This is a genomic window from Altericista sp. CCNU0014, assembly GCF_044923475.1.
In the GTDB taxonomy this organism is placed as follows: domain Bacteria; phylum Cyanobacteriota; class Cyanobacteriia; order Thermosynechococcales; family Thermosynechococcaceae; genus JAAURS01.
Genome location: NZ_CP137338.1, coordinates 469,251 through 486,621, shown reverse-complemented (window position 1 = coordinate 486,621; position 17,371 = coordinate 469,251). Strand labels below are relative to the sequence as shown.

Sequence of the window (17,371 nt, the reverse complement as noted above, 5' to 3'; positions counted from 1 at the left end):
TCCGGCTAACGCTAACTCCACCGCGCGGGATCGAGTCGATAGTAATGCTGGAGCTGCTCGTAAAGCCTCCGGTGATGGGTCAGGAGCTGCTGGGGCATCTCAAAAAAGGTCTCCGTTGCCACGGCAAAAAACTCCGCCGGATCGGTGGCGCCGTAGGGGTTCAGGATAGTTGCAGCGCCGCGCTCGACGCGATCGCAAAGCTGTTGATATTCTGCTGCCATCACCTCTGCCCAAATAGCATAATCGGCATCTCGATGCAAAATCGGGACGCCTTCGGCTTTCCCATCTTCTTGATCGAGTTGGTGGGCAAATTCGTGCAGCACTACATTTTTTCCATCATTCCAATGGGCGAGGTCATCTTGGATCTGTTTCCAAGACAGCACCACTTGGTCGGTCGTCCACGATTCCCCCAATCGCGCCGTCTGCCGTTCCTCAACAACGCCACCGCCTACCGCTACTGTCTCGCGCACGACATAGGCATCGGGATAGATCAAAATAGAACGCAACCTCGGAAAATATTTGCCACGTTCGTTGAGCAGCAGTAGAGCAGCGATCGCCGCCACCGTCACCTTCATTTCAGGTGTCACTTGCAGTCCGCGACAACCGATAAACTGCTTCTCCGCGATAAATACCTGAATATGACCCTGAAGCCGCCTGCGTTCGTTCGGCGTCAGGCATTCGTACGCGGGCAGGCTGCATTCCACCGTCGCCTGCTGCTGAGGCGAGAGCGGACGCCGCTTCAGCCGACTTCGCCGCCACCGCACCCAAGCTGGGTAACTGAATATCGCAGCAATAATGAGTCCGATCGCAACTAGAACGATCGCTGTTTCAATCATTTCTGAATTCTTCGCTCTATCGACCTAATGAATGCATGCATACAAATAGTTCTCTTTAGCAGTGTAGCTTCCAGTTACTTCAAATCCCAGGCCCAATAGACGCTCGTCACCTCTAATCCATTGGGACATTCTTGGGCGATCACGCGCAACCCGCGCAATTTATCGAGAAACTTCTCGTAAGGCGTCTGTTTGAGCGTCTTATCCAAGAGTGTATAGGTCGTCGCATGATACCGACGTTCGCATTTTCCGTACAGCAGCGCGACTGCGATCATTTCCGTGGCGATCGCCCGTTGTTGCATCCGACGTGCGGTGTGGTTCGGATCGGAGGCAGTGCCCGACAATACAAAATTGGGCAGCGCTGGAGCCTTACTATCTTGACTGAGGAGTTGGCCGATCTGCTGGACGAGTTTCATCGAAAGTTCCTCGGTATGTTGTGAATGGGTCTGTATTCTCAGAATACGAATCCATCCATTCATGCGAAATGAAGAAACTACGGAATTACCCAAATCAAGCAAAGGATGGCATCCGTAAATTTAACTACTTGGCAATCCTCAAACCCAAAACGCTCGAGCTGCCGCCTCCTAAAACGACGGTGCGATTCGTGCTAATGAGGGAAGATTGAGGGGAAAACGTTGAGTTTAGAGCAGAAGGGTGGCATAATTCTTCCTAGAAAGAAAAAGAATGGCAAAATCTTTCGAGATATCCATAATAATGGTGCTTGACCGAGCCCATTGATTCGAAGTTTCAGGGGGGGCAGCCCGAAGAATAAGCCTTTTCGAGCAGTTTGATTGCCTAAACTCTCAGCCCCATAAATCTCGATCGATGAAGCACCAACGTTCCCTCTTTAAATCGAGTGGCAAACAGAAAAATGCCGACTCTCTCCATAACAGCCTGCTTACCCGTCTGGCATTAAAAATTAAGATGCTACTCAATCGATTCGTAAAACGAAGTCAAGTCCTTCTACAATCGAACAGAAAGGATTTTGTAGGTGTCGATTTCAGCAATACTGACTTCAGTGGAGCTAACTTTAGCGGGGCTGACTTTAGCGGGGCTAACCTCAGTATTGCAATCTTCGAAAATGCCATCCTCAACGGGGCGAACTTTGACGGGGCTAAACTCATCTGTACGATCCTGACTAGCGCCAAGCTCGGTGGCGCTAACTTCACGGATGCCAACCTTGCAGGGGCCAAACTCGGCGGTGCTCATCTCAAAGATGCAACCCTTGCAGGCGCTAACCTCAGAGTAGCCAACCTTAAAGATGCCAACCTTAGAGGAGCCTATCTCAAAGATACCGATCTTAGAGGAGCCAGCCTTCCCAGTGCCGACCTCAAAGGGACTTACCTCAGCAGCGCCAACCTCAACGATGCCAACTTGAGCGGTGCCAACCTTAGAGGCGCTTACATCAGTACGGCTGACCTAAGCGGTGCCAATCTCAGCAGTGCCGATCTCAGCGGTGCCGATTTAAGCAAAACCGACCTCAGCAGTGCCAATCTCAGTAGTGCTGACTTTAAGGATGCTATCCTCAATGGCGCTAACCTTAAAAATGCTATCCTCAAAAATGCTAACTTTCGGGGGGCTCAGTTTGGGTTGGGGGAGGGACTTTCTGTCGCGCAGAAAGAATTCTTGATGGAGAGGGGCGCAATCTTTAAGGTTCGCTAGGTAAATTTCTACTGCCGAGGCGATCGCATCTTGCGGTTCTGCGTTTTGGTTTTTCTAGTTCTTCTGTCATGTTTCCCCTGTTGCCTAACGGTTTGGGCGTCAGCAGCGGTAAAAGTCTTTGAGTCACCCCCAGAGTATTGAGTCCGTCTACCTCAGGGACTATGTTAGACCGTACCGTCTCTAGCAAAAGGAAACTACTTAGTCATATTTATATTTAACTTTCATAACATACTTGGTTTTCCCTTTGCTTCCAAATGTTATATCAACACCCTCAATACTATTGACGCTAAGACCTGTAGCAGTATCACGGCTCATCTCAATTTCCATCTCATCAACTTTTTGATTACGTCCTTCCTCAAGAATCTTTTTAATATTTTCAGCATCATCTTGAGAGAGGCTACCCGGTGAACTAAAACGATCAATGAGATATTTACCCCACTCCCATAAATCTATGTACGGAGACAAAGGATTTATAAAGTAAGTCCATCCAACCTCTGTAGGCTCAAGCTTTTTTGTCTTCTCGTTATAGACCAGTCTTACCATTTTGCTTGCCATATTTTCCATGCCTAATGTGAAAAGCAGTGTTGGCACTTGTCGAGAACGTAATTTGCAATTAGTTCGCCAGTTTCAAGATCATATAAAGGAAGGCTTGTCCCATCACGGAAAACGTGAGCCGGAACAATCCCGACATTAGTAAGCCCAAAAAAGTCATTCAGATCTGCATACGCAAGGTTGTGGGAACCCCAGAAACCATCCAAACCAACACGATGCAGTTCACCAGTGTTTGGATTAAGGATGTAATCAAAACCAATTTCTTGAAATTCCCGATAAAGGCGGAGATTTTCAAGCTTTCTGCCAAAGAGCTTTAGACTAGTCATTTTAATTAATATTCTCTAATACAAAACAATACTAGCTCATACTTTTACTGGTGACTGATACTTGGTAGTATGTTTGTTTACAAGAAGCACCCTACAAATTGCTTTGCAGTCTAACTCTAAATAGACGGACAGCATCCACCCATATCGCTCTATAGGCTATTTAGACGGATAGTAGTCCACCTATATCGTCCAATTTGGCATATGGACGGATAGTTGTTCATCTATATCTCTGTTTTGGCGATATAGGCGGATAGCATCCACCTATATCGCCCATTTGGTCATATAGGCGGATAATTTCAGGATTTTTTCGAATATCGTATCTGTCAACTTTTTTTGCTGTTAATGTCAATACTTTTGAATTCTCTACGTGTGTGGCATAGTCGAGCAGCCCCAAAAATGGATCGGTTGCACGGTGTCCTGGGCCTTGGAGTTTCTACTGACTGCTATTCAAATTCAGTGCGCGCTGAACGTGCGATCGCCCAAACCAAAAACGAAAACTCCCCCCTAGAATTTCTCTAGGAGAGAGTTGTTCAATTCGTAAAGAACTATTCGACGCCTTCGATGCGATCTTCGATTTCCTGATAGAGATCGCGCAGCATTTGGAGGTTTTCTTCACTGGTTTCCCAGTAACCGCGACCGTTCACTTCCAGCAACGTCCCCACCATCTTGCGGAAGGAGTGTGGATTCATGTTTTTGAGCCGATCGCGCATCGCTTCATCTTCGATGAAGGTCGTGTTCACATCCTCGTACACCCAGTTATCTACCGCACCCGCCGTAGCCGACCAGCCCATGGTATTCACCAAGCGTTTGGAGAGTTCCCGCACGCCTTCGTAGCCGTGGCTAAGCATACCCTCATACCACTTGGGATTGAGCATCTTGGTCCGAGCATCCAGCCGCACCGTTTCCGAGAGCGTCCGCACTTGCGCGTTGGCCGTAGTCGTATCGGCGATAAAGGAAGTCGGCTGTTTCCCGTCATTGCGCAGTTTTGCAACTACCTTGGTGGGGTCCGAGTCAAAGTAGTGGCTCACATCCGTCAGGCTGATTTCCGAAGAATCCAGGTTTTGGAACGTGACCTCTACCGTTTTCAAAGTAGTTTCAAAAATGGCGCGGGACTGATCCATCGTGCCGGGGGAATCCGCAGAGAAAGCAAAGGACTTACGGGCGAGGTACATCTCTTGCAGTTCGTCTTCGTTTTCCCAGGTGCTATTTTCCACCGCTAAGTTGACGTTAGAAGAATAGGAACCGGAGGCATTGGAGAAGATACGGGTTGCAGCCTGACGCAGTTCGATGCCCAAATCTCCCGCTTGCTTGAGGGCGTGCTTGCGGACAAAGTTCATCTCTAAAGGCTCATCCGCTTCCGCTGCCATTTTGACCGCTTGGTCCAAAAGCGCCATCTGGTTAATAAACAGGTCGCGGAAGACGCCAGAGCAGTTCACCACCACGTCAATGCGGGGGCGACCGAGTTCCTCTAGATCGATCAGTTCTACCTTGTTAATTCGCCCCAAGGAATCCGGCTTGGGACGCGCGCCTACCATCCACATGACCTGGGCGAGGGATTCGCCGTAGGTTTTGATATTGTCCGTGCCCCAAAGCACCATCGAAATGGTTTCGGGCCAAGCGCCGCCGTTGTCCCGCTGCTGGCGCGCCAACAAACGGTCTACCACGACCTTCGCTGAGGCGATCGCCGCTGTAGTGGGAATCGACTGCGGATCCAGCGCGTGGATATTCTTGCCCGTGGGCAGCACATCGGGATTCCGGATCGGATCGCCGCCGGGACCGGGGAGAACGTATTCCCCTTCTAAGGCTTGGAGCAGCGCGCCCAGCTCGTTATCCGCCACAATCTGCTTGAGACAGAATTCGAGGTATTCCACCAAGGGTTTCAGAGTTTCGGCAGTAATGGCCTTGTAGCCCAAATTGTGGAGCGCCTCAATCCAGGGTTCTTTGCGCCCCATGTGGAAGAAGTTCAAGATAGAAACCCGCTCGATTCGACCTTCGGCGTTAGTTTGTTCCTGCACCAAAGCCGTAACTGCGGCACGGGTTGCCATATTGATGTCATTGAGCAATTGCACGTCGTCCAAAATACCGCGATCGCTATTTTGGAAAATCTCGTCCATCTCTCGCCCGATGCTCTGGGCCAACATGCTGGGCAGGCTCAGAATGCCTTCTTCGGCCCGATCGAGACTGGCGATGTTGACGAGGGTGGCGATCGCCTCGTCTGCCGTGGGCGGTTTTCCAATGACGTGGAGTCCGCAGGGCAACAGCCGCGCTTCGATTTCCATGATCTTGATGTAGACCTTGCCCACAAGGTTGTCCCGCTCTTCTGGGGTCAGTTCCTTAGCATCCGCTTCCGGTAGGTCGATGTCCTTATCTAGGTTGACGATGCGGCATTGGTCGATGATGGAATTGGCGATCGCCGTTCCGCGCCCGCTATCCTTCAGGGTTTGGTAGGAAGCAATCAGTTCGCCCAGTTCCTTGAGCCCCTTATACAAGCCCGCATTTTCCGCCGGGGGAGTGAGGTAGCTGATGGTGTTGGCATAGCTGCGGCGCTTGGCGATCGTGGCCTCGGAGGGATTGTTGGCAGCGTAGTAGTAGAGGTTCGGGATATTGCCGATCAGGTTATCGGGGTAGCAGTCGCCGGACATGCCCATTTGTTTGCCAGGCATGAATTCCAAAGAACCGTGGGTGCCGAAGTGAAGCACCGCATCCGCACCCCAGATTTGATTGAGGTAGGTGTAGTAGGCCGCAAAGCCGTGGTGGGGGCTAGCGGACCGGGAGAACAGCAGGCGCATGGGGTCGCCTTCGTAACCGAAGGTGGGCTGCACGCCGATGAATACGTTGCCGTAATGTTTCCCAAACACCAACATATTTTGCCCGTCGGTGTTGAGCTGTCCGGGGGGCGGACCCCAGTTTTCTTCTAGACGCTTGGAGTAGGGGGTTAATGCTTCGTACTCGCGCACGGGCATCCGGTAGGCGATGTTTAGCTCTGGGCTGCTGTACTGCGCTTGAGCGTCGTGGAGGATCTCCTGCATCAGCACTTCGGGGCTGTCCGGTAGTTCCGCTAAATCGTAGCCGTTGTGTTTGAGGGCTTCTAGCACTTTATAGATAGAGCCAAACACGTCCAAATAAGCAGCCGTCCCGATGTTGCCCTTATCCGGCGGGAAGCTAAAGACCGTAATGGCAACTTTCTTATCAATTTTGGGCTTGCGGCGCAGATTGGCCCACTTGATCGCCCGCTGAGCCACGGTTTCGATCCGATCTTGAAGCGCGATCGATTTGCCCGTGTTCCCATCCCGACCGGAAAGGATAATCGGCTCGATCGCCCCATCCAGTTCGGGAATGGCAATTTGCAGGGCCACTTGAATCGGATGCAGGCCCAAATCGCTGTTTTCCCACTCTTCCGTGGTTTGGAACACTAGGGGTAGCGCCACCATGTAGGGACGGTTCAGCTTTTTGAGGGTTTCGATCGCCTTGGGGTGATCTTGGCGCGCAGGGCCGCCTACCATGGCAAATCCCGTCAGAGAGACGGCGGCATCGACGAGGGGAATCTCGCTGCCGTTGCCCTTGGCCGGATCGAAGAAAAAGGCTTCGACGGGCTTGGAGAAATCCAGTCCGCCCGCAAATACCGGAATCACCCGCGCGCCTTGGGACTCCAGCTCTTGCACCATCGCGACATAGTGGGCATCGTCTCCAGTCACGAGGTGGGTGCGCTGCAAAATGAGGCCCACCGTGGGCGCCAGGGGGTCTTTGAGGTCGTCGTCGATATCGCGGCGGGAGCTAAACCAGTTCAAGTATTCCCGCACGTCTTCAAACATTTCTGGGGCGAGGGGGTGCCAGATGCCCAGATCGGGATAGGTGACGGGTTCCTGGTAGGAAAGCGTCGCGTCTCCATTGGAGTGCTTGCGGATGCCGTCGTCTTTGAAGACGTACTTATCGGCCAACATCAACAGGAAATTTTCCAGGTTTTCGGGGGATCCGCCCAGCCAATACTGAAAGCTGAGCATGAAGTTACGGGCATCCCGCGCCTTATCCATGGGCAGGTACTTGAGCACCGTGGGCAGCGTTCGCAGCAGCTTCAGCATGGCGTCTTGGAAGCCCGCGCCTGCGTTCTCCTTGCGCTTCTTCATGAACTGGGAAATCACGCTCTTGGATTGCCCGATCTGAGACAGCGAAAAACTCCCCATTTTGTTGAGGCGCATGACCTGGGGCATGGAGGGGAAGACCACAGCGGCATCCAGGCGATCGCGGTGGGGTTCTACTGCCGCCACGAGCTTGTCTGCCATGTCTTCTAGAAAAATCAGCGACCCGATAAAAATATTGGCCTCGGCAATGTCGCGCTCGAAGGCAGCGTAGTTTTCTGGCGATCGCAGCTCTTCAATCAGATAGCCGTTGAGTTCGATGGCGAGGTTGGGGTTGTGTTGGTTGATAGAGGTGGCGGCAGCCGTCAGAGAACTTTGGTACTGAGGCTCTAACACGACATAGACCACCTTCATTAAGGCGCGTCCCTTGAGGTCTTCGGGACTGACGTGCCTGATGGCGGACTTGACGTGAGTGAACATGCAGAGAACTCCTTAAGAGTACGGGTTACGAAAGGATAAGGATGCTGACTAAATTATTCTAAATGGCTGTGGCTACCGAAAAAGGATGCCCGCAGTAAGCGCCTCTTAAGGTGTAACAAAGAATCCTGGAAAGACTGGGTAGAAATACCTGAAGCGACACAAATTGATAGAAATTTTGTAATGAACTTTAAGGTTTTGTAAAAGTTTTTGTCTATGGATGGCTGCTGAACGGCGATCGGGCTGAGTGGGGCGACTGACTCTCAAGCTAGACGACTGGTGGCAGGATAACGGTTAGCGCAAGGGTGATGTGGGGGAAGGCAAGAGGAGAAACGTCGCTCGGTTCGCTCAAGATGAGGTGGCTGGTATAGCCTGTGGGGGTTGGGTTACGGAAGATGTGGATCTGACGGTTTTTGAGATCGACGACCCAGTAGTCTGCAATGCCTGCTTGGGCGTAGAGTTTGTCTTTGATTTCGCAGTCTTGTTTGAGGGTGGAGTCTGCAACTTCGACAAGTAGGTGAATGTCGCTGGGACGGGGATGGCGATCGGCGTAGTCTAGGACGGTGCCTCGGACGATGGCGAGATCTGGTTCAGGTTCTGAGTAGTCGTCTAGATGAATGGGGTCTTGGGTGCGGACTAGGGCGGCGTTTCCTAATCGATCGCGTAGGTCATTTGCTAAGAGATGTAGCGAGGTTACGTGGGGTGTTCCTTTGGCTACCATCAATACAATTTGTCCTGCAATCAATTCGGTACGTTCGCCTGAATCGAGAATGCCTAACTCGCTCATGCGGTGATAGTCCTGCACAGTGAGGCGTTTAAGGCGACTTGGCTCAAGGTTTAGGGCTAGGGGGGGAGCGTTTAAGGAGATTATCATTTTCAAGCCTCACTGGCGTAGCGTGTTCGTAAGTTTGCACGCAGTTCTGCCATTGCTGTAGCGCCATCAACCAGTTCACCTCGCTGAAGGGCTTCCCAGCCAATCTGAGCATCTTGCTGTAGCTCTTGCAGTCGTCCCTGGTAGATGTCTTCTTCCTGTTCAAGACGGATTACGCCAGCCAGGACGACCTCTATCGCAGTTCGATATTTGCCGCTGTCGAGTTGGTACTGGATGAGGGCTTCAAGTTCTGGCGGTAGGACGATTTGCATAGCAGTATAAAACACTTAATTCGATGATAGACCGTGAAATAAAACAATCTATACCAGCTTGAAGCTGCTCTAGCAGTGCCTGCGTCGCGGGATAAGATCGGAGATGGAACAGAAGGTTACAAAATAGCGATCGATCGCCGTCCGCCCAAACTATATTTCCTGGAAGCGGATGCAAAATAGTGCACTTTAGTAGCCATGTTCAATGCGATCGTAATTGGTGTACCAACACGATTGGGGCCAGACCGCTAGCGAATGGGTTACTCAACCCATTCGCTAGCGCCTTCCTTCGGCAATCGCCGCAGTTTCCCGTAGGATTTTATTAAAGCGTTGCGAACACGAGGGTCAAACTGATGAACAAGTCGGACATATCTGCAAAATACTCAACCCTCAACGCATTACCCGAAATCTGGCCGATTGTAGCCCAGCGCTGCGGGGACGTCGTGGCGCTCCAGGATGCCTACAGCAACCCTGCCGTCACCCTCACCTTTGCCCATCTCAACCAGCAAATCGGTCAGTTTGCCGCCGCACTCCAAAGTTTGGGCCTTCAACCCGGCGATCGCATTTGTCTGTTCGCCGACAACTCCGCCCGTTGGTTTGTTGCAGACCAGGGCTGCATGACCGCCGGGGCCGTGGACGTGGTGCGCAGCGCCTTGGCTGACATGCAGGAGCTGGCCTATATCTACGAAAACAGCGAATCCTCTGCGCTGCTGATTGAAGACCTCAAAACCTATCAGAAGCTGTTGCCCCTGATGGCCCCAGCCTCCATCAAATTTGTGGGGCTGCTCACTGACGAAACCACCCCCGCCGATAGCCCGATTACGATGGTCAATTTTTCGCGAATGCTGGAGATTGGCAGCAGCCATCCCTTCACGGCACCTCACTTTAAGCTAGACCAGTTGGCAACCCTGCTCTACACCTCCGGTACGACGGGCAAGCCCAAAGGGGTGCGGCTCACCAATGCCAACCTCATGCATCAGATGAACACCTTCTCCGATGTCCTTCAGCCAGTCCCCGGCGATCGCGCCATCAGCATCCTGCCGACCTGGCACTCTTTTGGACGCACGGTGAAATATTACCTGCTCTCCCAAGGTTGCACCCAAGTGTATACCAACATTCGCAATCTAAAGCGCGACCTGCTCGCCTACCCGCCAGAATTTATGGCCAGCGTCCCGCGCCTGTGGGAGTCGCTCTACGAAGCCATTCAAAAGCAGTTCCGCGAACAGCCAGAAAGCAAGCAAAAGCTGGTCAAGTTCTTTTTTGGCCAGAGCCAGCGCTACATTGAGGCACGGCGATTGGTTCAAGGTCTGGATTTGAATAACCTGAATCCGTCTGTTACTCAGAAGATTGGAGCGCTGCTGCGGTGCTGGCTCCTCGCACCCGTGCATGCCCTGGGCGATCGCCTCGTCTACACCAAAGTCCGCAACGCCTTGGGCGGCAAATTCAAAGCCTCCGTCAGCGGCGGCGGCTCCCTTGCCATGCACCTGGAAAACTTCTTTGAAATTGTGGGCATCAGCCTGCTGGTGGGCTACGGACTCACCGAAACCTCCCCCGTGCTCACCGCGCGCCGTCTAAAGCGCAACCTGCGCCGCTCAGCAGGGCAGCCGTTACCGTTCACAGAGCTGCAAATTGTCGCCCCCGAAACCCGACAAGTCCTGCCCCTCGGCCAACAGGGCCTCGTCCTGGCGCGGGGACCTCAAATTATGGACGGGTACTACAACAATCCAGAGGCAACGGCCAAGGCCATCGACCCGGACGGCTGGTTCGACACCGGAGACTTAGGCTGGCTGACGCCTCAATCCGACCTCATTTTGACTGGTCGCGCCAAAGACACCATCGTCCTCTCTAATGGCGAAAACATCGAGCCGCAGCCCATTGAAGATGCCTGCGCTCGCAGCCCCTATATCGATCAAATTATGCTGGTGGGTCAAGACCAGCGCTCCATTGGAGCGCTGATTGTGCCCAACATCGACGCGCTCAAGCTGTGGGCCGCAGGGCAAAATGCGGTGCTGTCCGGTCAAGAGGAAACCGATGTCGCCCCAGGCAAGACCGTTTTAACCTTTGACAGCAAACCCATCCAAGACCTATATCGCCAAGAACTGGTTCGAGAAGTTCAGAATCGACCGGGCTACCGCGTGGATGACCGGATTGGGCCATTCCAGTTTGTCCTAGAGCCATTTTCGATGGAAAACGGCCTGCTGACTCAGACCCTGAAAGTAAAACGGCCTGTCGTGATGGAACGCTACCGCGATATGATCGACGGGATGTTCGGATCGTGACCTAGCGTCCGTCGTTACCTACAACGCAATATTGTCGTCATCTTTGTAGACCCTACACCCTTCACATTCATGGATATTTTGAGCGATCAACTTTTAGTCCGCCGCGCCATCCCCGTGAAGGCAGTGGTAACCCCTCTATGGAAAGAAGAAGCCCAACAGCAGCTTCAGGCCCAAATCAATCAGTTTGACGGCCAGCTCCAGCAGCTAGAACTACAGGTGCAGCAAATGATGTCCGAACTCCAGCGGCAAATGATCGGTCAGCCTTCGGATGCCATGAACGCTCAGATCCAAGACCTGCAAGCTCAGGCCAATGCCCGCAAAAGCGAGCTGTTGGAGCAAAAAAACCAGGTCTTACAGCAGCTCAATCAAGTACAGCTTTTAGAGATGGAACAAGAGGTCGAGCAGGGCCAAATCGATAACTTCTTCCACCTCCAAAAAGGCGATCATCTGATTCGCAAAATGCAAGTTGAAATCGTGCTGCGCGACGGCGTCGTCGAAGACATTCGAGGCGAACTGTAGAGTGTGCGACGATACGCCCTGCGGTAAAATGCTTTACTGAGTGAGCTTTGGCTTTAATTTGCCCTCAAGCTCCGCAACCGATTGCCTTTATCCTGATATAAACCCCTGATTCGGAACGCCGCCCCATGATTCGTGAAGTCTTCATGCCCGCTCTCAGTTCGACGATGACTGAAGGAAAGATCGTCTCTTGGTCTAAGTCGCCGGGAGACAAGGTTGAGAAAGGCGAGACGGTCTTAGTGGTCGAGTCCGATAAGGCCGACATGGATGTGGAGTCGTTCTACGAAGGCTATCTGGCGGCGATCGCCGTTCCTGCCGGAGAGGCCGCACCCGTAGGCTCAATGCTGGGGCTGATTGCCGAAACCGAAGCAGAAATCGCTCAGGCTCAAGAAAAGCTAAAAAGCTCTGCCGCACCCAGTACCGCACCTGCTCCGGCACCGCCCGCTCCAACCCCAGAACCCGTCGCGGCTGCCACCGCATTGAATGGAAACGCGACTGCAGACACCCCTACCGTTTCTACGGGTCGCATTGTGGCATCTCCCAGAGCGCGAAAACTGGCTAAGCAGTTTAAGGTCGAATTAACCGCAATTAAAGGCAGCGGGCCCTTCGGCAGAATTGTCGCAGCCGATGTTGAAGGAGCGGCGGGGAAAACGCCTGCAGCAGCCGTTGCCCAGGCCATCGCGGCTCCCGTCACCGCGCCCTCAGCCCCAGCGATTCCAGCAGCGGCAGTAGCTGGAGAGATCGCGCCTTTCAATACCCTCCAACTGGCTGTAAACCGCAATATGGTCGCGAGTTTGCAAGCACCGACTTACCACGTAGGCTACAGCATTACGACGGATGCTTTAGATAGCCTTTACAAACAGGTGAAGAGCAAGGGTGTTACAATGACCGCTTTGCTGGCAAAGGCAGTGGCCGTCACGCTCAAAAAATATCCGTTGCTGAATGCTTGCTATGCCGAGCAGGGCATTCAGTATTGCAGTCAGATCAACGTAGCGGTAGCGGTCGCGATGCCGGATGGCGGATTGATTACACCCGTGTTGCGCAATGCCGACCAATCCGATCTGTACTCGATGTCCCGCACCTGGAAGGATTTGGTCGACCGCGCCCGCGCAAAGCAGCTCCAACCGGACGAGTACAGTACGGGGACGTTTACGCTTTCTAACTTGGGCATGTTTGGCGTAGATTTCTTCGATGCGATTTTGCCACCCGGTCAAGGGGCAATTTTGGCGATCGGGGCGTCTCAGCCTCAGGTGGTAGCGACGAAGGATGGGCTACTGGGTGTCAAACGGCAGATGAAGGTGAATATCACTTGCGATCATCGCATTATCTATGGCGCAGATGCAGCTGCATTTCTGCAAGATTTAGCAAAGCTGATTGAAACCAATCCTCAATCGCTGACGCTTTAGAGAGCCTAGCTTGCATTGGAACGGTTGCGATCGCGGCGATGCGGGCTTTAGGGAATTGGGTCGGCAGTCTTTGAATTGTAAGGAGGGCGCTACATGATGGATGGGTTGCTTGAGTTAGCGCGTTCGGTAGGGTGGGGGGCTGCGGATATCCTGCGCCGCTACTATCGCGGCGAGTTCGATCTGGATATTCAGAAGGCCCATAGCGATCCGGTGACGGCAGCCGATCTGGCGGCGAATCACTACATTTTGGAACGTCTCCAGCAGGAGTTGGACGGCGAGCAATTCGGTTATCTCAGCGAGGAGACGTTCCAGCCTGGGTTGACGCCTTACCCGCAACCCTACGTTTGGATTATCGACCCCCTAGACGGAACCCGCGATTTCATTCAAAAAACTGGCGAGTACGCGATCCATCTCGCCCTGACGGAAGCCGGTCGCCCGATCCTATCGGTGGTGGTGTGGCCGGAGCAGGAGATCCTTTACTATGCGACGAAGGGAGGCGGCTCTTATGCCGAAACCCGAAGCGGCGAGGTGCGTCGGCTGCAGGTGAAGGAGCGCGATCGGCCTGAAGACATGCGGTTGGTCATTAGCCGCAGCCATCGGGACGATCGGTTCGATGCATTGCTAAAGCGGCTCCCGCAAACGGAACAGACGTTTGTGGGAAGCGTGGGCTGTAAAATTGCGACCATTTTAGAGGATCGGGCAGAACTTTATCTTTCCCTCACCACCAAGTCTGCGCCGAAGGATTGGGATTTGGCGGCACCGGAGCTGATTCTGACAGAGGCGGGCGGGCGGTTCACCCATTTCGATCTGACGCCGATCGAGTACAACCGAACCGATGTCGCGCAGTGGGGCGGATTTTTGGCGAGTACCGGGCAAGCGCACGATCGGCTTTGCGATTCGATCGCCCAAATTTTGGAGGAGTTAGATTCAGCCACTGATTCTTAAGTAACCTTGAGATTCGTGCGAAGCTCAATTTATCGACTCCCAGGGCCATAATAAACTCACCCTTCTTCGATCTTTAGACTGGTGCCGTGACTTTAAAAAACCGTATTTTCCTCGGCCTGCTGCTCTTCATTCCGCTGTCGCTTGCTGCCGAGTGGTTCGAGTTCGATCCGTTGATCGTGTTTATAACAGCGGGGTTATCCATTGTCCCTCTGGCCTCGTGGATGGGGTTGGCGACGGAAGAAATTGCCGTCGTTGCGGGTCCCACCTTAGGAGGATTGCTCAACGCCACCTTCGGGAATGCCACCGAACTCATCATTGCAATCATTGCGTTAAAGGCTGGATTGCTAGAGGTCGTGAAAGCCAGTTTGACGGGTTCGATCGTGGGCAACTTGCTTTTGGTGATGGGCCTATCCATGTTTCTAGGAGGGCTTCGCTTCAAAGAACAGACCTTCCAGCCCGTTATCGCCCGCGTCAACGCGTCCCTCATGAATTTGGCCGTCATTGCCATTCTGATGCCGACGGCCTTTCATTTCACTTCCCCTAATATTCAGCCCGCTCAAATTCAGCATTTTTCAATTGCTGTTTCCGTTATCCTCATTGCAGTGTATTGCCTGACCTTGCTGTTCTCCATGAAAACCCACAGCTACCTATACGACGTAGGCATTGCTGAAAACGAAGGCGATACACCCGCAAACCATTCGTCGAGTCACCGTCCCAATCTAAAACTATGGGTGGGCGTCTTGTTGGCCGCTACCATCGCCGTTGCCGTTGAATCGGAACTGCTCGTCGGTAGCCTAGAGGTCGCCACCGACAAGCTGGGCCTCACCCCGCTGTTTACAGGGGTGATCTTGCTGCCCATCATTGGCAATGCCGCAGAACACGCCACTGCCGTTACCGTCGCGATGAAAAATAAGATGGATCTCTCGGTGTCCGTCGCTGTTGGCTCCAGCCTTCAGATTGCGTTGTTTGTCGCTCCAGTTCTAGTCCTATTGGGCTGGGCGATCGGGCAGCCCATGAATTTAGACTTCAACCCCTTTGAACTGGTGGCTGTGGCAGTATCCGTTCTCATTGCCAACTCCATTAGTTCTGACGGTCAATCCAACTGGTTGGAAGGAATGCTACTGCTGGCTGCCTACATCGTTCTGGGGCTTGCCTTTTATTTTCATCCGGCAGGATAAAAATAAAAATTCGTCAGATCGCGCCTCCTCTTGGGCAACCTAGATAAAGGCGCGGGTCTCCCTGTTCTTTTAGGCTTTGACATTACCTGGCACCTTCATGCCGGGTAAAACAGGCTTTCTAGGTGAGCTACGTCTATGGTTTCAGTCTAGAAATCATTTCAATCTATCCGGGGGGATTATGATGTCCAACGCTCAATCAGATTGCCAAGAAAGGCACGTTTTAGTGATTAACGACGGTAAGCGGCGGGCGATCGCCTTAGAAGCCGCTGCTTACTCCGTCGGTCGCGACCCATCCAACGCGATCGTCATCGACGTGGATACCATTTCCCGCCAGCACGCGATGTTTCTGCGCGTGCCCGTGCCTGGGACGAATCAATATCGCTATCGAGTCATTGACGGCAATTCTGGCGGGAAGCCCAGTGCTAACGGCGTATTTATTAACGATCAAAAAGTCAGCAGCCGCGACCTTACCCAAGGAGATGTGATTCGATTCGGCCAAACGATTGAAGTTTCTTACTTGACGGTTTCGATGGGTACAGCAGAATTTGCCCAATACCTAGAATCTATTTCCTATCAAAGCATTAAGTCCGATATCGTGAACGCTAAAGAGACGCTGGTAGGTGCTTGTTTTATGGACGAAGAGCCTCCCGCCACGACGATAGCCACAATGTTGCCCCAGACCGTTACGACACACCAGCGGGTTAAGGATGTATCTCTTTCTGAAACGCTCCACGAACTATCCAACGAGACCGTAAGCCGTCGCCGGCCCCTGCAAATAGTCGTTCCTGGGGTCCTCTTAGCGCTTGGCAGCCTTGTCGGCCTGTGGATGTTAACCTCTCAATCCCGTCCCTCTCAGTCTTCTGCCGAAACGATTCCTTCAGACACCCAGCAATCCGTGCCCAAATAGGCTTGGGGGTGTTGAGAGTGGCGTCAGGACGAGCGTTATTCGCTGTAATAGCTCTGGTACCACTGTACGAATTTCCGAAGCCCTACTTCTATGGGAGTGTTGGGTCTAAAATCAAAGTCCCGCGCCAGATCCTCTACATCGGCATAGGTCGATAAAACTTCGCCGGGCTGCATTGGCAGGAAATTTTTAGGCACGGTTTTACCTAAAATTTGCTCCAAGAGTTCGATAAAATGCAGGAGCTTGACGGGGGTACGGTTGCCAATGTTGTAGAGGCGATAGGGGGGAGCAGGGATCGATTGAAGGCTTTCTGGTTGGCTGACTGGCTGGGATTCGGAGGTCTGGGGTGGATGGGCTAGGATGAGCGCCAGCCCTGCTGTAATGTCGTCAATGTAGGTAAAATCTCGCTCCATTGCACCAAAGTTGTAAACGTCAAGGGACTGTCCGGCCAAAATGGCTTTAACAAATTTAAAGTAGGCCATGTCAGGTCGCCCCCAAGGGCCGTAGACGGTAAAAAAACGCAATCCTGTCGTCGGAATGCCATAGAGGTGGCTGTAGGTGTAGGCTATGAGCTCGTTTGCTCTTTTAGTGGCGGCGTAGAGCGAAATAGGGCGATCGACGTTATCGGCGATCGCGAACGGAACTTTGGTGTTGGCACCGTACACGGAACTTGAGGAGGCAAACAACAGGTGTTTGACTGGAAAGTGACGGCAGTTTTCTAACAAGTTGGTGAAGCCGAGAATATTGCTGTCAATGTAGGCAAAGGGATTGTCGAGGGAATACCGAACCCCAGCTTGAGCGGCTAAATTGACGACGATATCGAAGGACTGTTGCTGAAATAAGGCTGTCAAGTTTTCTCTGTCTGCCAGATCGATCGGCTCGAATGTAAATTGAGCGAATGGCTTTAACTGAGCCAGCCGATCTCGTTTGAGGGTAACGTCGTAATAAGGATTTAAGTTATCGATGCCGCAGACCGTCGCGCCATCGGTCAGCAACCGACGAGCGAGATGGTAGCCAATAAATCCAGCGACACCCGTAATTAAAATCTTCATGTCTATTGTGTGTGAGACGATCGTT

Annotated in this window: 15 protein-coding genes; 7 read left to right on the top strand and 8 right to left on the bottom strand. The window is 52.7% G+C overall.

What is annotated here, in order from left to right; genetic code table 11:
• Positions 1–11: 11 nt before the first annotated feature.
• On the bottom strand, positions 12–836 hold the full coding sequence (locus R6H26_RS02415; RefSeq protein ID WP_404788017.1) for a zinc-dependent peptidase: 825 nt from the start codon (positions 834–836) through the stop codon (positions 12–14).
• 74 nt (positions 837–910) lie between these two features.
• Positions 911–1,249, bottom strand: a complete 339-nt coding sequence (locus R6H26_RS02410; RefSeq protein ID WP_404788015.1) for a DUF4258 domain-containing protein — start codon at positions 1,247–1,249, stop codon at positions 911–913.
• A 409-nt stretch (positions 1,250–1,658) separates the two neighbouring features.
• Here R6H26_RS02410 and R6H26_RS02405 point away from each other — a divergent pair, with 409 nt between their 5' ends.
• On the top strand, positions 1,659–2,495 hold the full coding sequence (locus R6H26_RS02405; RefSeq protein WP_404788013.1) for a pentapeptide repeat-containing protein: 837 nt from the start codon (positions 1,659–1,661) through the stop codon (positions 2,493–2,495).
• Positions 2,496–2,693: 198 nt separating this feature from the next.
• Here the strand turns inward: R6H26_RS02405 and R6H26_RS02400 are convergent, their stop codons facing one another.
• The 5 genes from R6H26_RS02400 to R6H26_RS02380 all read right to left on the bottom strand — a co-directional run bounded on the left by R6H26_RS02400 (position 2,694) and on the right by R6H26_RS02380 (position 9,069).
• Positions 2,694–3,059, bottom strand: a complete 366-nt coding sequence (locus R6H26_RS02400) for a hypothetical protein (protein ID WP_404788011.1) — start codon at positions 3,057–3,059, stop codon at positions 2,694–2,696.
• Between the two features lie 2 nt (positions 3,060–3,061).
• Entirely contained in the window at positions 3,062–3,373 is a 312-nt protein-coding gene (locus tag R6H26_RS02395) for a hypothetical protein (protein ID WP_404788009.1), read from the bottom strand.
• 545 nt (positions 3,374–3,918) lie between these two features.
• The gene (locus tag R6H26_RS02390; RefSeq protein ID WP_404788007.1) at positions 3,919–7,929 is read right to left on the bottom strand and encodes a magnesium chelatase subunit H; all 4,011 of its coding nucleotides are present in this window, start codon (positions 7,927–7,929) and stop codon (positions 3,919–3,921) included.
• Between the two features lie 265 nt (positions 7,930–8,194).
• Positions 8,195–8,800, bottom strand: a complete 606-nt coding sequence (locus R6H26_RS02385; RefSeq protein WP_404788005.1) for a Uma2 family endonuclease — start codon at positions 8,798–8,800, stop codon at positions 8,195–8,197.
• Between the two features lie 2 nt (positions 8,801–8,802).
• Entirely contained in the window at positions 8,803–9,069 is a 267-nt protein-coding gene (locus tag R6H26_RS02380) for a type II toxin-antitoxin system ParD family antitoxin (protein ID WP_404788003.1), read from the bottom strand.
• A gap of 350 nt (positions 9,070–9,419) precedes the next feature.
• On the opposite strand from R6H26_RS02380, the gene R6H26_RS02375 reads away from it, so the two are divergent.
• The 6 genes from R6H26_RS02375 to R6H26_RS02350 all read left to right on the top strand — a co-directional run bounded on the left by R6H26_RS02375 (position 9,420) and on the right by R6H26_RS02350 (position 16,297).
• Complete coding sequence (locus tag R6H26_RS02375) at positions 9,420–11,345, top strand: AMP-binding protein (RefSeq protein WP_404788001.1); 1,926 nt, start codon at positions 9,420–9,422, stop codon at positions 11,343–11,345.
• Between the two features lie 69 nt (positions 11,346–11,414).
• A complete protein-coding gene (locus R6H26_RS02370) occupies positions 11,415–11,864 on the top strand; it encodes a YlqD family protein (RefSeq protein WP_404787999.1) in 450 nt (149 codons plus the stop codon).
• Positions 11,865–11,989: 125 nt separating this feature from the next.
• Positions 11,990–13,267 (top strand): dihydrolipoamide acetyltransferase family protein, encoded by a 1,278-nt coding sequence (locus tag R6H26_RS02365; protein ID WP_404787997.1) that lies wholly within the window; start codon positions 11,990–11,992, stop codon positions 13,265–13,267.
• Positions 13,268–13,360: 93 nt separating this feature from the next.
• Complete coding sequence (locus tag R6H26_RS02360) at positions 13,361–14,212, top strand: 3'(2'),5'-bisphosphate nucleotidase CysQ (RefSeq protein WP_404787995.1); 852 nt, start codon at positions 13,361–13,363, stop codon at positions 14,210–14,212.
• A gap of 86 nt (positions 14,213–14,298) precedes the next feature.
• Positions 14,299–15,390 (top strand): calcium/proton exchanger, encoded by a 1,092-nt coding sequence (gene cax / locus R6H26_RS02355; protein ID WP_404787993.1) that lies wholly within the window; start codon positions 14,299–14,301, stop codon positions 15,388–15,390.
• Between the two features lie 97 nt (positions 15,391–15,487).
• Complete coding sequence (locus R6H26_RS02350) at positions 15,488–16,297, top strand: FHA domain-containing protein (protein WP_404787991.1); 810 nt, start codon at positions 15,488–15,490, stop codon at positions 16,295–16,297.
• Between the two features lie 35 nt (positions 16,298–16,332).
• On the opposite strand, the gene R6H26_RS02345 is transcribed toward R6H26_RS02350, so the two are convergent.
• Positions 16,333–17,346, bottom strand: coding sequence for an NAD-dependent epimerase (locus R6H26_RS02345; protein ID WP_404787989.1), 1,014 nt, complete (start codon positions 17,344–17,346; stop codon positions 16,333–16,335).
• Positions 17,347–17,371 lie beyond the last annotated feature (25 nt).